Here is a 17,428-nt window from a genome sequence, read left to right on the forward strand (position 1 = left end):
CGGGTGTTCGGACAAGGAGACTCCTCATGACCGCGCGCGCCATCCTGGCGAAGTTGCACGGCCGTACCGCGGCGGGCGTGCCCCGCTGGGCCGTGTGGGCCGCGTACGCCACCACGCTGACCCCACTGCCCTCCGGCATCTGGCGGATCGCGGCCTTCAGCTTCGGCGTACCGCTGCTGGAGTACGGCGCGACGCCCCCGTCTGGCCACGGCCCGATGTTGATCGACGGCGGGTGGTGGTACATCCTCGCGCTCAGTGTGGTCAGCGAGGCGATGGCGTTCCTCACCGTCGGGCTGGTCGCCCAGTGGGGTGAGGTATGGCCGCGCTGGATCCCCGGCGTGGGTGGGCGCCGGGTGCCGGCCCTGGCGGCCGTCATCCCCGCCGGCCTCGGCGCGACGGTGCTGCTTGTCTTCCCGTACGCGCTGGTCATGTTCGCCTTCGGCCGGATGATCAACGGGAGCCCCACCGGCCTGATCGTGCACGGTTGGCAGACCGTCGCCTTCTGGGTCATGTACGCGCCGCTGGCCGCCTGGGGACCGCTGCTCGGCATCGTGACCGTGCACTACTACCGGCGGCGCCGCCGCGCCGAGCGGTCCGCCACCACCGAGGCCGGGCTCTCGACACCCCTGCCCGTCTCCTAGTCCCGGCACCGCGTTCAAGCTCCTCGTCCGCGAACACCCGCGTCACCACCGAACAACCTCCAGCCAGCTCCACCGGAGCATGAGCCAGGACGCCCCTTCAGCCATGTCCGCCCGATTTCGGCCAATACCACAGCACACCCCGACAGCACGACCCCTCGGCCTCAGTGAGCGTCGGTGTGACGCCGCCGCCCGGGCGCCAGACTTGGTTGAGCCTTCAACGCGTTGTCGGTGCGCACGTGGAGTGCGGTTGCCACCCGGCTCACGTACGGTGACGAGTCGCCCAGCCAGGTCCGCGCGGATCGCGCCAGACTGTGGGGCCGACGCGTCTGCACGGCGGCCGATGTTTGGCCCCCGGCGGGTCGGCGGTTGTTACGGTGGACGCCCTATCGGCGGGAGGGCGGCGTCAGGACATGCGGGTGACGATGACGAGCGCTGCCAAACGGGCTGACCGCGCGAACGAGGACTTCACCGGCGCCGTACCGAAGGCAGCGGTGCTGATCGACGGCGCCGGCATCCCCGGCACCGAATCGATCTGCCGGCACGGCGTGGCCTGGTACGCCAACCGCCTAGGAGGCAGCCTCCTCAGCCTCTTGTCACTCGTGCGGGACCGCAGTCTTTCGGCGCTGCTCGCCGAGGCCATCGAGCAGGTGACGGACGATCACCGGGACACCTGCGACGTCGCCGACCCCATCAGTCCGTCGGCGACCGTAGCCATCCTGCGCCTGTCCGACGGCCTCATCGAGTACCTGGTGCTCGGTGACTCGGTCCTCGTGCTCGACAGAGCCGACGCTGCGCCGCTCGTCGTCTCCGATCCCCGGGAGGTGATCATCAGCCGGTCGTACCAGCCCGCGCTCGAGGCCGCCGCCAAGGGTAGCGATGAATACCACCGAGTCCTCCGAGACTTGCGCGCCAACCGGAACCAGCCGGGCGGCTTCTGGGTGGCCAAGGATGACCCGCGGGCGGCGAACGAGGCGATCACCGGAAGCTGCCCGATCTCCGAGCTGACCGGCGCCGTCCTGCTCAGCAATGGAGCCAGCCGCATCGTGGACCGGTTTCAGCTCGCCGACTGGCCAGAGGTCATGGCCGTCCTGGCGTCGAGCGGGCCCGCCGAAATCATCCATCGTGTCCGGCAGGCGGAGGCGCGCCACGCGGTGCCGGCTGACGATGCGACGATCGCACACTGCACTGACCTCGGCGAGCCCTGACCGTCGCCGGCTCACCTCGAGCAAGAGGTTGCGAGCGTGGCGGTGAGTGCGTCAGCCGTACTCGGCTTTTCAGCTCCGGCGATCGTGCCGCTCGCGAACATCCGCCACCCGTCCGCCGCCCTGGGGTGCTCGGTATCGAGAACGACCGGGACACGGAGGGACGTTTCGAGCCGGAGCTCGTGGTCCGCGCGACGGCACTTCCCGCCGCGGGAGACGACGCGTAACAGGCCGTTGACACGGCCGCAACGCCGTCATTATGCTCCGCCCATGTCGTGAATCGATTCACGATCATGAAACCGTGGTGAATCACACCGCGTCCTGGAGGCACGATCATGAGATCGAAACGTCCCCACGCTACTGGCGGCGCTCGCCCGCAAGCACGTGCTAACCCGATGCGACGCACCCCTGGTGGAGGCTGCGAACGTCGTGACCGGGCAAGAGCTTCTGGTACGGATCTCGGGCCCCCGGCGAGGTGAAGGTCGCCATCCGGGAGACGATGCTCCCCGGATCGTGCGGGCTCACGGCCGAGGCGTGGAGCGCCGTCGACGGAGCCTGGACCGTAATCGAACGCGGTCATCGCCAGCAGGACACGACACCCACGGGCCGGAAGTCCGTCGTCCACAACTTGAAGATCGGTGGCGGCTCACGTCGAGGCCGCGCGCACCGGGCTTCGTCAGCGCGAACTGCTTGCCGGCCCACCCGCACCGCACGTCGACGGCTGCTCATTCTTCGCCAACGACACGTTCGACCACTTCGTGCCCCACGGCCCGATGGACGAGACCTTCGCGACCGGCCGTGTCGGTCGCCGCTGCGACACACCACTCCCGGTAGTCCTCGGATGGGCCCCTAGGAATGAGTCTCACATGAACCTCCGATCCCTCCACTCTCCCCGCCCGTCTCTCGTCTCCCGCCTGCTCGCGATCGGTTCCGTCATCGTCGGCATGGTGGCTGTCCTCGTCGCACCACAGGCCGCCGAAGCCGCGGTCGCCAACACGTCCATCTACCCGGTGCAGTCGATCTACGCGTTGTCGACCGACTACCGGCTGACGGTCAACGGCCGCAACGTGCCGGTGCAGACGTATGCGGGCTACAACGGCTACCAGGGCTACGACATTGCGCAGTTCGCGATGGGCGACGGCGACGCCACCCTGGCGGTAACGAAGATCAACAACACGAACATCGGCGCGTACAGCATCAGCCCTCAGAAGCTCGGTATCGTCGGCTCCATCAGCGGCCCCACCCTGACCTTCACCGTGCACGACAACGCGTACCTGATCGTCAAGCTCGATGGCCGGCCCAACCTCGTCATCGCGATCGACCCGGGGGAGGACAATCGACCCCCATCCAGCGGCACGGGGATCTTCAACGTCCGCAACGCTCCGTACTCCGTGGATCCGGGCAGCGGCTACGTCACCACCGCGTTCCAGCAGGCGCTGAACGACGCCGCCGCGTGGGGTTCGGCCAACGGCCGGCAGGGCATCGTCTACGTGCCGCCCGGCGTCTACACCGTCGGCAACCTCTACCTGCGCAGCGACCTCGCGCTCTACCTGGAGCAAGGCGCCGTGCTGCGATACACCGGCGAGCGGGCCAACTACACCACTCACTGGCACAAGGATTCCCAGAACCGCGACATCACCTGGTTCATATCGACCCGCTACTCGTCAAACAACATCTCGATCTACGGGCGTGGAGTCATCGACGGCAACGGGGCGGCGTCGCTGCAACCGAGCAATCTCGGCGTCAACCTGCTCACGCCCATCTACACGAACGGGTTCACCCTGGACGGGGTCACCTTCCGCGAGTCCAGCAGCTGGGCCATCATGCCGACCCGCTCGACGAACATGACCTTCCGCAACCTGAAGATCTTCAACCGCTTCGGCATGGGCGAGAACGACGGCATCGACGTCATGGAGTCGTCGAACGTGACCGTCAGCAACGCGATCGGCATCGGCCATGACGATCCGTTCAGTACCAAGACGTGGGACAACACCGTGGATCTGTTCCGCAACGTGCCCGGCGACCCAAGGCCGCTCTCCGGGGTGACCTTCGAAGACCTCATGTCGTGGACGTTCTGCTACGGGCTCAAGGTCGGCCAGGGCGTCATCCAGAACCAGGAGAGCGTGACGTTCCGCCGTGCGGTCGTCTACGACGCCGCCGTCGGCATAGGCGTCCACCACAAGTACGGCTCAGGCACGGCTTCCCAGATACGTTTCGAGGATGTCGACGTGGAGCGGCTGAGCTACAGCAACGACGACAACCGCACCTGGCTCGTCCTGTGGACCGGCAACACCTACGGCGTCGGCCCGGTCGACGGGGTCACCGTGACCAACGCACGGATCCGCAACGCCGGCACGACGCCAGGCCGGATCAACGGCCAGCCCGGCGCTCCGATCACCGGCGTCACGCTGGATCGGGTGTACATGCCCGGCAGTTCGACCCCGGCCACGTCCCTCAGCCAGATGAACATCACCAACCTCTCCGACTACGGCCCCGTCACCATCACTGGCTGACCAACGCGACCATCAACCTCCGTAGCGCCGGGCCATACGAGGTCGTCGTCCAGTCGATCGACGAAGGCACCCAGGTCGGGGTCCGGCTCACGAGGTCACAGCGACGACGTGGGCAGCGCACGATGCCTCTGACCACCTCGGACCAGGGAATCCAGACCGAAAACCGGCATTCTGACACGCTGATACTGGATCTTGCTTGATCCAGAGGAAGCGAGAAGACCGCCGATGGTGTTGAAGGACTACTCGGATGAGTCCAAGGCCGATGCCATGGCCCTGTGCGAGTCCACGCCCGGGGGGACCTATAAGGACATCGCCGCCGATCTGGGGGTGAGCCGGGGCAGCCTGCGCGAGTGGGTGCTGCGCGTGCTCGCGCCCGCCGAGGCGAGGCGCCGTCCGGGCCGCCGGCCGCGTCGCAGACCACCCGCACCCGGACACTGGTGAGCCGCTTCCAGTTCGTCGAAGACCATCGGGACGCCTTCGGAGTGAAGCAGCCGTGCCAGGTGATCGGTCTCAACCGGGTCGGCTACTACAACTGGCGCGACGGTGCTCGGGCCACCTCGAAAAGGGGCTTTTACCTGTTGGTGGGGCTACCAGGACCTGAACCTGGGACCCCTTCCTTATCAGGAAGATCATCGGGCGCGTGGTACGACTCCAGCCTCGCTCCGGATCGAGTTCGGTAACTGAGATCGTCCGGCAATGTTCGGGGCCGATGCGTAGGCTCCCGACATGTCTCTCACCTTTACTGCTTGCGTCGCAGGGGTCGATGAAGACCTTGAGCTTGAGTGTCTGTCGGCCGGCGTCGCTGAGAATCCCGACGGGACCGGCCAAAGCCTAATGTTTCAATGCTCTCTCTACGAGATCGAGGACGATGAGGAGATCGACGACGACTACACCTACTGCCTCGTCGTAGACAACGGGGTGGCTGCCTATGGCTGCGTGAGGGAGATCATCATGGACGATCAGCGGCTAACGGTGGTCCTAGACGACGCTGCGGCCAGTCTCTACTGCTTCGATGACCACATCATTGAACCTTTTTCAGGCTCCGTGGCGAGTGCCCTGGTCACAGCATGATCGCGATGCCGCTGTTCGGCCGGTGGCGTGAAGAAGCTCCTGGCAGACGGGTTGATCACCACAACCCACACCGTCGCAACCAGGAGCTTCAGGTGTTGTTCTATCGTGCTGCCGTCGATTTGTCGCATCAGACCCTGAACTACGTCGCCGGAGTCATCCGGCGTCACCGTAAGGCCATCGGATCGATCTGGCCGCGGCTCAACCCCGGCCGGCAGTCCCTGCTGGTGCTGGTCTACCTGCGCAAGGGCGAGACCTATACCGAGCTCGCGGCCGGTTTCGGGGTGTCGGCCTCGACCGCGTGGCGGTATGTGGAGGAGACAGTGGCACTGTTGTCGGCGCGCTCGCCCAAGCTGGGCCAGGCGCTGCGCAAGGCGAAGCGGGACGGGCTGCACTACCTGGTGCTGGACGGCACGCTGATCCGCACCGACCGGATCAAGGCCGACCGGCCCTACTTCTCCGGCAAACACCGGGTGCACGGCATGAACGTGCAGGTCATCGCCTCACCGGACGGCACCATCCTGTGGACGTCTGGAGCCCTGCCCGGCAAGGCCCACGATCTGAGCGCCGCCCGGATCTGGGGCATCCTGCGCGAACTCGAAAAGGCGGGGATCATCACCCTCGCCGACAAGGCATATCAGGGCGCCGAGGGCCCGGTCATCACGCCCTACAAGGGAGACCCTGCTGGCGAACTCGCGGCGCGCGTGGTGTGGTTCGTGATCTGCCGGGTCAGGTGGATCATGAAGGGCGGCCCTCGTTCCCTTATCCTGGCTGCGTTTGGGGTGTTCCGATGTCTGTGCAGCCATGCCCGTGGCCGGAGCCGTCGCTGTTGGTGGCTGAGGCGATCCGGGTGATGTACCGGGGGCGGCGGGAGATGCCGTTACCGGTTCGGGTGCGGGATGAGCTGGGTGAGTTGTTCGCCGATGAGCAGTTCGTGGCCGCGTTCGGGGCGGAGGGGCGGCCGGGCTGGTCTCCGGGCCGCCTGGCGTTAATCACAGTGTTGCAGCGAGTGGAGAACCTGACCGATCGGCGGGCCGCTGAAGCGGTCCGGACGGATCTGTCGTGGAAGTACGCGCTGGGACTGGAGCTGGATGATCCGGGATTTGACGCGAGTGTGTTGAGTGAGTTCCGGTCCCGGGTGATCGCGCATGGGCTGGAGGAACGGGTCCTGGATCTGCTGCTGGAGACGCTGAAGGACAAAGGGCTGGTGAAAGCGGGTGGGAAACAGCGCACCGATGCCACGCATGTGATCTCGGCGGTGCGGGACCTGAACCGGGTGGAGCTGGCCGGCGAATGCGTGCGGGCCGCTTTGGAAGCCCTCGCGGCTGCCGCGCCCGGCTGGGTGGAACAGGTTCTGGAGGTGTCGGACTGGGCGGATCGGTATCGGGCACGAGTCGACTCCTGGCGGCTTCCGGCCTCCAAGGCCAAGCAGGAGCAGCTCGCGCGGGCCTACGGCGCTGACGGGTACGCGCTTTGCGCGGCCCTCTACGCGCCGTTCTCCCCTGCCTGGCTGCGGGAACTACCCGCGGTGCAGGCGTTGCGCGTGATGTTGATCCAGAACTTCGTCCGGACCGTTGATGCCCGTGGGCGGGAGGTGATCCAACGGCGGCGGCCCCTGCGCGACGGCGGAGCGGGGCTGCCGCCCGGCAGACACCGGCTGGCCTCGCCCTACGATCTCGACACGCGCTGGTCGGCCAAAGCCGACGTGTTCTGGAACGGCTACAAAGTGCACATCAGCGAAACCTGCGGCACCAGCAGGAACGGCGAGGACGACGACGCGAGCTCGCCGCCGAACCTGATCACGAACGTGGCGACGACCGACGCGACCGTCGCGGACATGGCCATGACAGCCTCGATCCATCAAGGACTCCAGCGGCGGGATTTGCTTCCGGCCGAGCACTATGTCGATGCCGGATACGCCACGGCCGAACTGATCGTCTCAGCCCGTGATCTCTACGGGCTGGCCTTGGTCGCACCGGTGCGGTTCGACTCCTCTCCCCAGGCCCGCGCCGCTACCGGATACGGCCGGGCCGCGTTCACCATCGATTGGACCGCCAAGCAGGCCACCTGCCCCCAAGGACAGACCAGCATCTCCTGGACTCCGACCATCCAACGCGGCCTGGACACCATCGTGGTCAGATTCTCGGCGAAGACCTGCACGCCTTGCCCCGCCAGGACCGCATGCACCCGCAGCACCAGCGGCCGACGCCAGATCACCCTGCGCCACACCCAAGCCCAGCAACAAGCCCTCGACGCCGCCCGCTCCCAGCAGAGCAGCCAAAACTGGCAGCACAAGTACAAGATCCGCGCCGGAGTAGAGGGCACCATCCGGCAAGCCGTCGCCATCACCGGCATCCGCCGAGCCCGCTATCGCGGACCCCGCAAGGTCCACCTCGAACACGTCATCGCAGCTACTGCTCTCAATCTCTCCCGGCTCGATGCCTGGTGGAACGGCCACCCCCTCGACCGCACTCGTACTAGCCACCTCGCCCGCCTCGACCAGACCCTCACGGCCTGAACCCGAGTTGGCCAGCAGGGTCAAGGGCAAGGACAAGCCTGAATCTCAGAAGCGGGCCAACCGTGCCCACGCCAAATTCCGCGGACCCGGCGAACGCGCGAACGCCCAGCTGAAGAGCTGGAAGATCCTCCGAAAGCTACGCTGCAGCCCGTCCAAGGCCGGCCACCTGTGCAAGGCCATCGCCGTCCTTCAAAACCATCGCGTTGCCCAGGCCGTATGAGGCTGAAATAGGTTAATTGAGGTGACGCTGGCCATTGAGGCTCATGCGCGCGAGGAACTACGCGGCGCTCTCCGACGTATCTTTTCTTACGGGCGGCCAGATGCATGGCCTCGTCGCATGGAGCTGTTGTAGGGCACACGCGGCATCTCGCTCACGATGGAGATCTACACGCACGGCGATCAGGACGCACGCAGAGAAGCGATCGAAAAGATCTCGAGGAAGCTCTTCGGGGATTGAGTGCGAGTGACGTTGCCGTCGAAGGCCCGTCGGGGATTATCCGTACGGGCCTTCGAGCTGGGTGGGGCTACCAGGACTTGAACCTGGGACCTCTTCCTTATCAGGACTGCCCCTGCCATGTTCATCAGATCGCGCCAGGCTCCTGAGCAGTGCTGGATGGTCGTGTGGGTGGCTATGTGGCTCCCTTGCAGTACCAGACTCTGTAAAAGTGTGAGTCATGGCCTTCGTACTCGCGGTCAAGCCGACCGGTCCATGGCTCATCACCGAGAACGGTTCTTGGCTGGTTAGGTCCACTGAGCGGGGGACTCTGCCTCTGAGCTTCGATACAGCAGTGTGGCTGCTGCCGTTGCTTGAGAGATCAAGGGAATCCGTGGAAGCAGAGGTCACTGTGCACCGCGCGGAAGATACCCCCGACTTTGCTCAGGTGGTGCGCGTCATCATCGAGATGGAGTTGACCGCCCTAGCCCCATATTGGGTCTCACTCGCCGTTGATTGGATCCGCGTGGAAGAGGTTCCGGTGTTCGAAGAACTTCTCGTGGCGCTTCAGCAACATCGGGACATCAGCCAGCGAACACGGCACCAGGCCAAACGCCTCCTCAAAGCGAGTAGGCACGGTACGGCTTCGGCAGAGCGGCTACCGGGAATGCCCCCGCCTGCCTAGTTATCCCGTCTGCAAGGGCTGGGCTGCCAGCGGACGGGAATCGAATCCGCGCTGTCAGCTTGGGAACTGCAAAGATCTCAGCACGTGACGGCTCTGAGATGGGCGGAAACCCGGCCCCGGGTGACCGTGATTGATCCTCGTTACCCAGTCTAATTGCACGCCAATTGCACGGTGATCAGCCAACGACCTGGGGTTTCTGGGCCTTCCCCCAAGGCCAGGTAGTTAAGGTTTCTGAGCTGCTGGCAAGGGCGTTGCGGAGATCGGGTCGGCGGTGTAGACGCCTGGTTTGATCTTGTGGATGAGTCGGCTGGCGGCCCAGCGCGATAGCTGCCGATACATCGTGTTCAGAGTGACATCGCCGAGGTGTTGGGCGATGTCACGGGCCGGCCAGGGGCGGTTGGGGTCTTGGTGAAAGAGGGCCAGGACCTGCTGTTGTCTGCGGCGGTCGGTCGGGGCGATGGGTCGCTCGTCTCGGGACGCGGCAGGCAGTGTGGGTGGGGGTGGCAGGAGGGTGATGCCGAGGTCGGTGATGGTGCGGCTGTGGTCGGGTCTGCCGTCGTCGAGTCGTTCGTTGTAGCGGGAGATGGGTGATTTGACCTTGCGGGTGCTGACACGCGGGCGGCGGGGTGGCAGAATCGCGGCCAGGACGCGGCGTCCGATGGTTCCGACCAGGCCGGTGGCGTTGCCGGGGTTGTCGCCAGGCTGAAGCACCAGGTCGCGGGCGGCGTGCAGGGCGATGGAGAAGCCGCAGCGGTCGGGGTCGGTGCCGGGCCGGGTCTCGGCGGCGTCGACCATCACCGTGCGAAGGAGCTGATAGAGCGTGAGCACCGACCACATCTCCTGTTCCAGGCCGGCGGGGTCGCCTGAGCGCAGGATCCGCCCTTGCATGATCGTGTGGCGGAGCGCGTAGTAGGCGGACTCGTGTTCCCATCGCTGGTGGTAGAGCCTGACCAGGGCGGCGGCCGGGTAGCGGCGGGCATCGGTCAATGTGGTGGCCAGGCGGTAGGTGCCGGTGAAGGTGGTGCCGTCGCCGCAGGTCACTGTTATGCGGGCCTCGATGACGCGGATCTGCAAGGCGCCGATCACCGACAGGTAGGAGCCGTCGGTGAGCATGGCCAGGATGGGGGTGCGCCGGTTGCTGCGCAGCCGGCCGAGCACCTGGGCGCCGGTGGCGCTGACCTGGGCGAGGAAGGCGTTGCCGTCGAAGCCCTTGTCCCATAACACGAGCATGTCCGGCTTCAGCAGGTGCAGCAGGCGGCGGGCATAGCCGCTCTCGCCCTCGCCGGTGGGGCCGAAGACCGCGCCGATCAGGGCCCGCGTTCCGGTCTCGACGAGCGTCATCAGCTCCAGCAGGGGATAGCCGCCGTGGCCAGGGCTGCCCAGCCAGGCCCGGTTACGGACGGTGTCGGGGGCCTTGAGAGAACTGCAGCCGTCGAAGGAGACCGTGCGGTAGACCCCGAACCGTACTCCGGGCGTCGTGGGCTGGGCCAGCGGTCCGCTCAGGACCCCGAACAGGCGCTGCATCGGCGCGCCGCCGACCCTGCGGCGCAGATCACGCAGCGCTTTGGCAATGGGCGTCACGACCGGCAAGGCAGCCAGCGAAGCCGTCAGCTTCTGCCAGACCAGCAGGTAGCCGACCTCGGGAAACAGACACATCGCCAGCAGGAAGTAGACCCCGACACGCGAGGGCAGAGCGCGCAGACGACGCTGCACGTTACATGTCTCATCAAGGACCGCATCGACGAGCTCGAACGGCACGAGCGCGGTCAACTCCCCCAAATGCCCGGGAGCGAACAATCGCCCCGCTGCCGAACGGGGCGAAGAGTCCGTCTCGACAGCGTGGGAAACAGCAGAGCTGGCATACTCGGCAAGCAACGGAGATCCAGTTCTTCGACGGCTGGTTGTGGAAGATCACCGTTCTACTGGATCTCCGTTCCCATGTCCTGAGAACTCGTGGGCTTGACAGCGCCACGGCAACCTTAACTACCTGGCCTTGGGCCTTCCCCCACGGAAGTGGACACGCGCTGGGGTGTGTCATGCGGCCAGCGTCAGCCTAGCCGATCTTTGCTGGTGTAGGCGCTCGTAGGCGACAGGGCTGAGGTGCTGGTTGGCCGAATGCCTTCTGCGGGTGTTGTAGCGGGTCAGCCATCGAAAGACCGCGCGTCGGCAGGTAGCGGCATCTCCGTAGTGGGGTGTGCCCTGGAGCGTCTCGCGTTTGAGGGAGGCGTGGAAGCTCTCGCAGGCGGCGTTGTCGGCGCTGGTCCCGATGGCTTCCATGGACTGGGTGACGCCCAGCTCACGGCACAGGGCGGCGTAGTCCTTGGAGGTGTATTGCGCTCCGTGATCGCTGTGAAAGACCGAGCCGGCCAGGCCGCCACGGGTTGCCGCTGCCATCTTCAGCGCGTCGAGGACCAGGTCGGTGCGCATGTGATCGGCGATTGACCAGCCCACCACCCGGCGACTGAAACAGTCCAGTACGGTCGCCAGGCAGAGGACTACCATTCCCTCTCGGCGACCACATGCGGGCAGGTCGTGACAACGTACCTGGCCACCGGCGAAATCCGATTCTCCACGCTAAGCTCTGGCCGTCCTCAGGGACCATCCGCCTCTGGCCCGCCGTTGGCAGCTACTGAACGAAGGGATCAAGGCACATGACGCCCTGCTCGGACAGCCGACCACGCAGCAGCGGCTCGGGGTCGTTCGATCGCGAGGTGGACGCGGCTCGGGTCGTTGACGGCGGGGGTCAGGTTCGGGTGTCGGGTGGTTGGCCGGTCGGGCGGATGAGGTTAGTCTCACGCCAGAGCGGGTTCCGGTCTGCCGTCTCCCAGCGGACCGAAGCGCCATTCGCCTTCGCCGAGCAGCTCGAGTTCATGGGTGTGGTGCTGCTCGACCGTCGAGCGGTGGCTGACGCTGACGACGATGGTGCCGGGCAGCTCTGACCGCACTAGCTGATAGAGGATGAACTCCAGATCCTCATCCAACGCCGAGGTCGACTCGTCGAGGAACACCACCTTCGGCTTCGTCAGCAGAATCCGTGCGAACGCGATCCGCTGCTGTTCACCCGGGGAAAGCACCTTGGCCCAGTCCTGCACCTCGTCGAGCCGGGCCACGAGGTGCGACAGCGCGACCTTCTGCAGCGTGCCGCGCAGGGTCTCGTCATCGACGGTGCCTTCTTCTCCGGGATATGTGATGACAGCGCGCAGGTCGCCCAGCGGTACGTAGGGCAGCTGCGACAGGAACATCGTCTCGTTGGGCCCGCACGGCCGGGTCAGCGTGCCGGTGGTGAACGGCCACAACGCGGCGAGGCTGCGCAACAGCGTGGTCTTGCCGCTGCCGGATGGCCCGGTGACGACCAACGTGTCACCCACTTCGAGCCGCATGTCGAGCGGCTTGATCAACTGCCGTCCGTCAGGGGTGCGGACCTCGACGGCCTCCAGCTGAACCGCCCCATCGACGCAGGGCAGAGTCGTCACCTCCGGCAGCGCCCTTGCCTCTTCGTTGGCGACGACCAGACCGTGAAGCCGGATGATCGCCGCCCGGTACCCGGCGAAGGCGTCGTAGGCGTTCCGGAAGAACGACAGGCCGTCCTGGATCTCGTTGAATGCCGACGCCGACTGGGTGAGATCACCAAGCTGGATCTTGCCGGCGAACAGCCGCGGCGCCTGCAGAAGATAGGGCAGGGGCACGATGCTCTGGCTGATCGCGTAGTTCCAGGCGTTGAAGCCGATGGTCCTGTTCAGATACCGCTTGTAGTTGGCGACAACGGGGACGAACAGCCGCCGTAGCCCTGAGCGCTCCGCGAGCTCCCCGCCGTAGAACGCAATCGCCTCCGACGCATCGCGCAGGCGCACCAAGGCGTAACGGAACGCCGCGTTGAACTTCTCGTTTCGGAAGGCCAGCCAGATGATCGGCTTCCCGATCCAGAATGCGATGACGGAGGCGACGAGGACATAGACCAGCCCGATCCAGAACATCGCCCTGGGGATCTCGACCCCGAAGACGGAAAGCGAGCCCGAGAGATTCCACAGGATCGCCGTGAACGACACGATCGAGGTGACCGCGGAGATCGCGCCGAACAGCAGCGTGCTGGACGTCCCGCCGTTGCTCGGGAGGTTGGGCAGCGGTCCGTTTCCGGCGGTGACCAGGTCGATGTCGGACTGAATACGCTGATCGGGGTTGTCGATGGCGTCGTCAATGAATCGCAACCGGTAGTGGGCCTTGCCGTCGAGCCAGTCTCCGGTCAGCCTGTCGGTGAGCCAGACGCGCCAGGCCAGCGCGAACCGCTGGAGCAGGAACAGATCCAGCAGCAGTCGGGCGATGTGTATCGCCGCCAGGATGCAAAAGACACACAGGGACATCCAGAAGCCCCGTTCGCCGGAGCCTTTGACTTGACTGTCGTTGACGGCGATGCCCTGAACCGCGACCTGCAGGCTGGACAGCATGTCGTTGCCCTGGTAGCTGAGCAGCACGGCCAGCCGGACGCCGGTGACCACCGACAACAGCAGGCCGCTGAGCCAGAGCCAGACCTTGACGCTCCCCGGACCGGTGAAGTACGCGCCGGTGATGCGCCAGAATTGCCTGCCCCACGTCGTGAGCAGGCCGATCAGCACGAGGACCACCAAGGTGCACACCGCGGCGATCGCCCAGGCTTTGGCGATCCACGCCAGCGATGTCCAGACCTCGGAGCCCCAGTCGAGCGTCGGGGTGAACAACTCCATTCCGGAAACGTATATGCACAGAGTGTGACGAGCGACCTGGAGAGCTCAACTCGCGAAGGGAGTCGTTCGAGTCGCCAATCTTCGCCGGCGGCCACCGGTGGCCGCCGGCCTGGTCGGCGCACCGCGAGCACCTTGCGGCTGCTGAAGGAGCAGGGCCGGTTGGTGAGCGGGCCTCACCTCCGAACGCGGCCTGGCCGCCCCTCCAGGAGCGCCAGCGCGCCACCTCCCGAGGAAGTTCAGCGGCAGCGCGACCGCGGCGAGAGCGCCGAGGCCGCCGCGAGCAGGCTCGCACCGAGACCGCCACGGTGCGCGCGCAGCTGCGGGCCGCCGAGCAACGCCACCGTTCCTGGCGCCACTCCCTCTTCCGTCGGCGCAGGTGGCGATGTCGCAGACCGCCTGCAGCGCCCTGCCTCTGGCGCGATCAAGCCGATGAGGCCGGTGGCGAGGGCAATGATGCGGCGGATGGCAGACGCCGAGGACGGGTGACCGGGTACAGGACGGCGGCCGTCTGGAAGCGGGCGGCGGATTTGCTGGTGGGCATGAACGTCCGCTGCAAGCGGTTCCGGAGCTAGAGCCTGTACGAGGTTCGGATCTTCAGACCGGTCGGAGGCTTCGGATCCACAAGACGGCTCCGCGTAAGTGCAGGCCAGCCAGATAGCTGTCGGGCGTCTTATCGAACCGGAAGGCCAGCCCACGCCACTCCTTGATCCGATTGACGCACCGTTCCACCGTGTTGCGCTGCTTGTAGAGCTCGGCATCATGACCGACCGGTCGGCCGCCGCGGGAGCCGCGCTTCTTGCGGTTGGCCGCCTGGTCGGCCTTCTCCGGGATGACCGCCTTGATCCGGCGCCGGCGCAGGTAGACGCGGTTGCCGCGGGAGGAATAGGCCTTGTCGGCGGCCACTGCGCCCGGCCGGGTACGCGGACGGCCGATCGGCAAGCGGATCTTGATGCGCTCCAGCACCGCGCGAAACTGCGGGCTGTCTCCGGCCTGGCCGGGGGTAAGGACGAAGGACAGCGGACGGCATCGCCGGTCGGCCGACAGGTGCACCTTGCTGGTCAATCCGCCCCGCGAGCGACCCAGCTGGGCCGCCTTCAGTCGGAACCGGTGTCGGCGGCGTATCCGCCGTCGGCCGTCCCCGTCTTCGCGGAGGCCGTCGTCGCGGGGGTTTTGCCCCTTTGGCGTAGCCCCTTTTCCCGTTCGGCGGCCTCTTGCAGCGCTGCGGCCAACTCGCCGTCCAGGGCCATTCCGGCGGCGTGGTGGTGGGCGCGGGCCGTCGTGGAGTCCACGCTGACCAGGTCGAGGTCGGCCTGCCCACGGGCGGCGGCCTCGGCAATCATCGCCTGCATCAGCTGCTCGAATACGCCGTTGAGCGCCCAGGAGCGAAACCGGTCGTAGGCGGTGGACCATGGCCCGTACTCGACGGGCAGGTCCCGCCACGGGCTGCCGGTACGAAACCGCCACATCACCGCGTTGAACTGCTGCCGCAGGTCCGGGATCGGACCCCGCTCACCCAGCGGCAAGTGAGGCTCGATCAAGGACCATTCCTCGTCGGTGAGATCTCCACGCGCCATGCCCGATGGCCTACCAGGGTCCACGGCCGTACCGCAGGCGATCCCTCTGATCTCAACTCCGTACAGCCCCTAGATCGCTGATGTGAAATTTTGGTGATCGGCCGCGGGCGTGACGAAGGGCGTCCATTGTCGGTGTGTGAAGACTGACTTAGACGCCCTTCTGACCGCACTCTATGTGCATCTGGACGATCACGTGATGCCTTCGCGGGGACGGCCTCGCGGACGGGGCCGGCCGCCGGTGCTGACCCCGGCCGAGGCGGTGGTCGTGGCAGTGGCGCAGGTGCTGCTGCGGTGTGATGACGAACGCCGCTGGATGCGGATGGCGGCCAGCCGGATCGGGCACCTGTTCCCCAGGCTGCCGTCCCAGTCGCAGTACAACCGGCAACTGCGTGATCTGGGGCCGGCCATGTCGGCGGCGGCGTTGTGGCTGGCCCGCCAGGTCCCGACCTGGCACGAGCCTTTGCGGCTGATGGACGGCACCCCGATCCGCTGCGGCGCCTCGCGAGTGACGGTCAACAGATCACACCTGGGTGAGATCGCCGGATACGGCATGGACAAGTCCCACCACGCCTTCTACTGGGGCGCCAAGCTGATGCTGATCACTACCGCTGATGGCGCGGTGACCGGCTTCAGCCTGGCCCACCCCAAAGAGCTCGATGAACGCAAGCAGGCCCTGCACCTGCTGCACGTCCACCAGATAGCCGACGGGCCATGCCCGATCGTGTGCGACAAGGGATTCGCCGGAGCCGGCATCGAGAAGGCCGCCGCCGATCTGGGTCATCTCCTGATCCGGCCGACCCGCGAAGACGAGCCTGCACGCGCCCTGCCCTTTCCCGGCTGGCTGCGCCAGCGCATCGAGGCGATCATCTGGACACTGAAGAACCAGCTCGGCCTCGAACGCCACAACGCCCGCCACCCCGACGGCCTCTGGGCCCGTATCAGCCAGCGCATCCTCGCCCTCAACGCCGCAATCTGGCACAACTGGAACACCGACGCACCCGTGAAACGGTCCCTGACCGCCTACGACCACTAACCCAAATTCACATCAGCGATCTAGGCCGCCCGGACCAGGTTCTCGCCGAAGAACCCGGCGATCCTTTCGACGGCGAGGTCCACGTACTGCTTGTTGTCATAGAGGTCAACGTGGCTGGCGCCGTCGATCCAGTGGATCTCCTTGGGGCCGGTGGCGCGCTGGAAGGCTTCGACGCTCATCCACGACGTGACGGCGCGGGTGCCGACGATCATGAGCAGCGGCCGGCGCCCGATCAGCGGGATCGGCGCGAAGGCGTCGAAGGCCGCCATCTTGTCGATGCTGTTCCATGTGAGGAAGCCCGCCGAGCGGGGATGCCGGGCACGTTCGGTGCGGTAGTACTCGAAGCCCTCGGCACCGTGCTCTCCACCCAGCGCATAGGCCTGCTCGACGGTGTCGGGAAAGAGAGTCAGCACCGGCGGCTCCTCGCCCCGGGCCTCAGTGGTGCGGGCGTGGGCCGCGGCGTCCAGCATGCCGAGGAACACGGCCGGGTCCTGGGCGCCGTCGGCCCCCAGGCGGAACTGGCGGGCGACGTCGACGGCGCTGACGGTGGCGAGGGCCTTGACGCGGCGGTCGCCCGCGGTGGCCGAGAGGGCGTAGCCGCCGGAGGCGCAGATGCCGAGCACGCCAATGCGGTCCGGATCGACGTCGCCCCGGCTGGTGAGGAAGGAGACGGCGGCCTTGAGGTCCTCGACGCGCTGTGCGGGATCCTCCAGGCCGCGAGGTTCGCCGCCGCTCTCGCCCTGGTAGGCCGCGTCGTAGGCGAGCGCGACGAACCCCTTTTCGGCCAGGTGGCGGGCGTAGAGGCCGGCGGCCTGTTCCTTCACACCAGTGCCGGGGTGGCCGACGACGATCGCCGGACGCGGCCCCTCGGCCGGGGTGTCGGGAAGGTGGAGATGGCCGGCGAGCGGGATGCCGGCGCTGTGGAAGGTGACGTCGATCTTCGCCATGGGACTCTCCGCGGTCAGCCGGCCCGGCACGGTGCCGGGCACGTGTCCACAGTCGTCGCAGTCGTGGGGAGGCAAAAGCGGCGAGTTCTTGCCTGG

At 66.5% G+C, this 17,428-nt stretch carries 12 protein-coding genes and 3 pseudogenes; 10 read left to right on the plus strand and 5 right to left on the minus strand.

All coding sequences use genetic code 11. The features are described 5' to 3' along the window. Positions 1-26 precede the first annotated feature (26 nt). The 9 genes and pseudogenes from ACQPWU_RS01010 (at position 27) to ACQPWU_RS01050 (ending at position 9,060) form a co-directional block, all read left to right on the plus strand. Positions 27-641, plus strand: coding sequence for a hypothetical protein (locus ACQPWU_RS01010; RefSeq protein ID WP_433436201.1), 615 nt, complete (start codon positions 27-29; stop codon positions 639-641). A gap of 410 nt (positions 642-1,051) precedes the next feature. Continuing rightward, positions 1,052-1,846: an integrase gene (locus ACQPWU_RS01015; RefSeq protein WP_433436203.1), complete on the plus strand. Its 795-nt coding sequence runs from the start codon at positions 1,052-1,054 to the stop codon at positions 1,844-1,846. Positions 1,847-2,709: 863 nt separating this feature from the next. Next, entirely contained in the window at positions 2,710-4,356 is a 1,647-nt protein-coding gene (locus tag ACQPWU_RS01020) for a glycosyl hydrolase family 28 protein (RefSeq protein WP_433436205.1), read from the plus strand. A gap of 225 nt (positions 4,357-4,581) precedes the next feature. Next, the gene (locus tag ACQPWU_RS01025; protein ID WP_433436207.1) at positions 4,582-4,797 is read left to right on the plus strand and encodes a transposase; all 216 of its coding nucleotides are present in this window, start codon (positions 4,582-4,584) and stop codon (positions 4,795-4,797) included. Positions 4,798-5,082: 285 nt separating this feature from the next. Beyond that, entirely contained in the window at positions 5,083-5,427 is a 345-nt protein-coding gene (locus tag ACQPWU_RS01030; RefSeq protein ID WP_433436209.1) for a hypothetical protein, read from the plus strand. Positions 5,428-5,432: 5 nt separating this feature from the next. Then, the gene (locus ACQPWU_RS01035; protein WP_433445131.1) at positions 5,433-6,278 is read left to right on the plus strand and encodes a transposase family protein; all 846 of its coding nucleotides are present in this window, start codon (positions 5,433-5,435) and stop codon (positions 6,276-6,278) included. 20 nt (positions 6,279-6,298) lie between these two features. Continuing rightward, on the plus strand, positions 6,299-7,942 hold the full coding sequence (locus ACQPWU_RS01040) for an IS1182 family transposase (RefSeq protein ID WP_433445132.1): 1,644 nt from the start codon (positions 6,299-6,301) through the stop codon (positions 7,940-7,942). 22 nt (positions 7,943-7,964) lie between these two features. Then, a pseudogene (locus tag ACQPWU_RS01045) lies at positions 7,965-8,162 on the plus strand (transposase family protein); the annotation flags it as partial. Positions 8,163-8,616: 454 nt separating this feature from the next. Then, positions 8,617-9,060 carry a hypothetical protein gene (locus ACQPWU_RS01050; RefSeq protein ID WP_433436211.1) on the plus strand — a complete coding sequence of 148 codons (444 nt, stop codon included), beginning with the start codon at positions 8,617-8,619 and terminating at the stop codon, positions 9,058-9,060. 222 nt (positions 9,061-9,282) lie between these two features. On the opposite strand, the gene ACQPWU_RS01055 is transcribed toward ACQPWU_RS01050, so the two are convergent. The 4 genes and pseudogenes from ACQPWU_RS01055 to ACQPWU_RS01070 form a co-directional block, all read right to left on the minus strand. Further along, positions 9,283-10,935, minus strand: coding sequence for an IS4 family transposase (locus ACQPWU_RS01055; RefSeq protein ID WP_433436213.1), 1,653 nt, complete (start codon positions 10,933-10,935; stop codon positions 9,283-9,285). 159 nt (positions 10,936-11,094) lie between these two features. Next, positions 11,095-11,553: pseudogene (locus ACQPWU_RS01060) on the minus strand (IS3 family transposase); the annotation flags it as partial. A gap of 299 nt (positions 11,554-11,852) precedes the next feature. Next, positions 11,853-13,670, minus strand: a complete 1,818-nt coding sequence (locus tag ACQPWU_RS01065) for an ABC transporter ATP-binding protein/permease (protein ID WP_433436215.1) — start codon at positions 13,668-13,670, stop codon at positions 11,853-11,855. Between the two features lie 702 nt (positions 13,671-14,372). Beyond that, positions 14,373-15,352, minus strand: a pseudogene (locus tag ACQPWU_RS01070) (IS5 family transposase). 136 nt (positions 15,353-15,488) lie between these two features. On the opposite strand from ACQPWU_RS01070, the gene ACQPWU_RS01075 reads away from it, so the two are divergent. After that, complete coding sequence (locus ACQPWU_RS01075) at positions 15,489-16,385, plus strand: transposase (protein ID WP_433429273.1); 897 nt, start codon at positions 15,489-15,491, stop codon at positions 16,383-16,385. Between the two features lie 20 nt (positions 16,386-16,405). Here the strand turns inward: ACQPWU_RS01075 and ACQPWU_RS01080 are convergent, their stop codons facing one another. Continuing rightward, entirely contained in the window at positions 16,406-17,374 is a 969-nt protein-coding gene (locus ACQPWU_RS01080) for an alpha/beta hydrolase (protein ID WP_433436217.1), read from the minus strand. Positions 17,375-17,428 lie beyond the last annotated feature (54 nt).

The sequence above is a fragment of the Nonomuraea sp. CA-141351 genome, from assembly GCF_050944675.1.
GTDB lineage: Bacteria > Actinomycetota > Actinomycetes > Streptosporangiales > Streptosporangiaceae > Nonomuraea.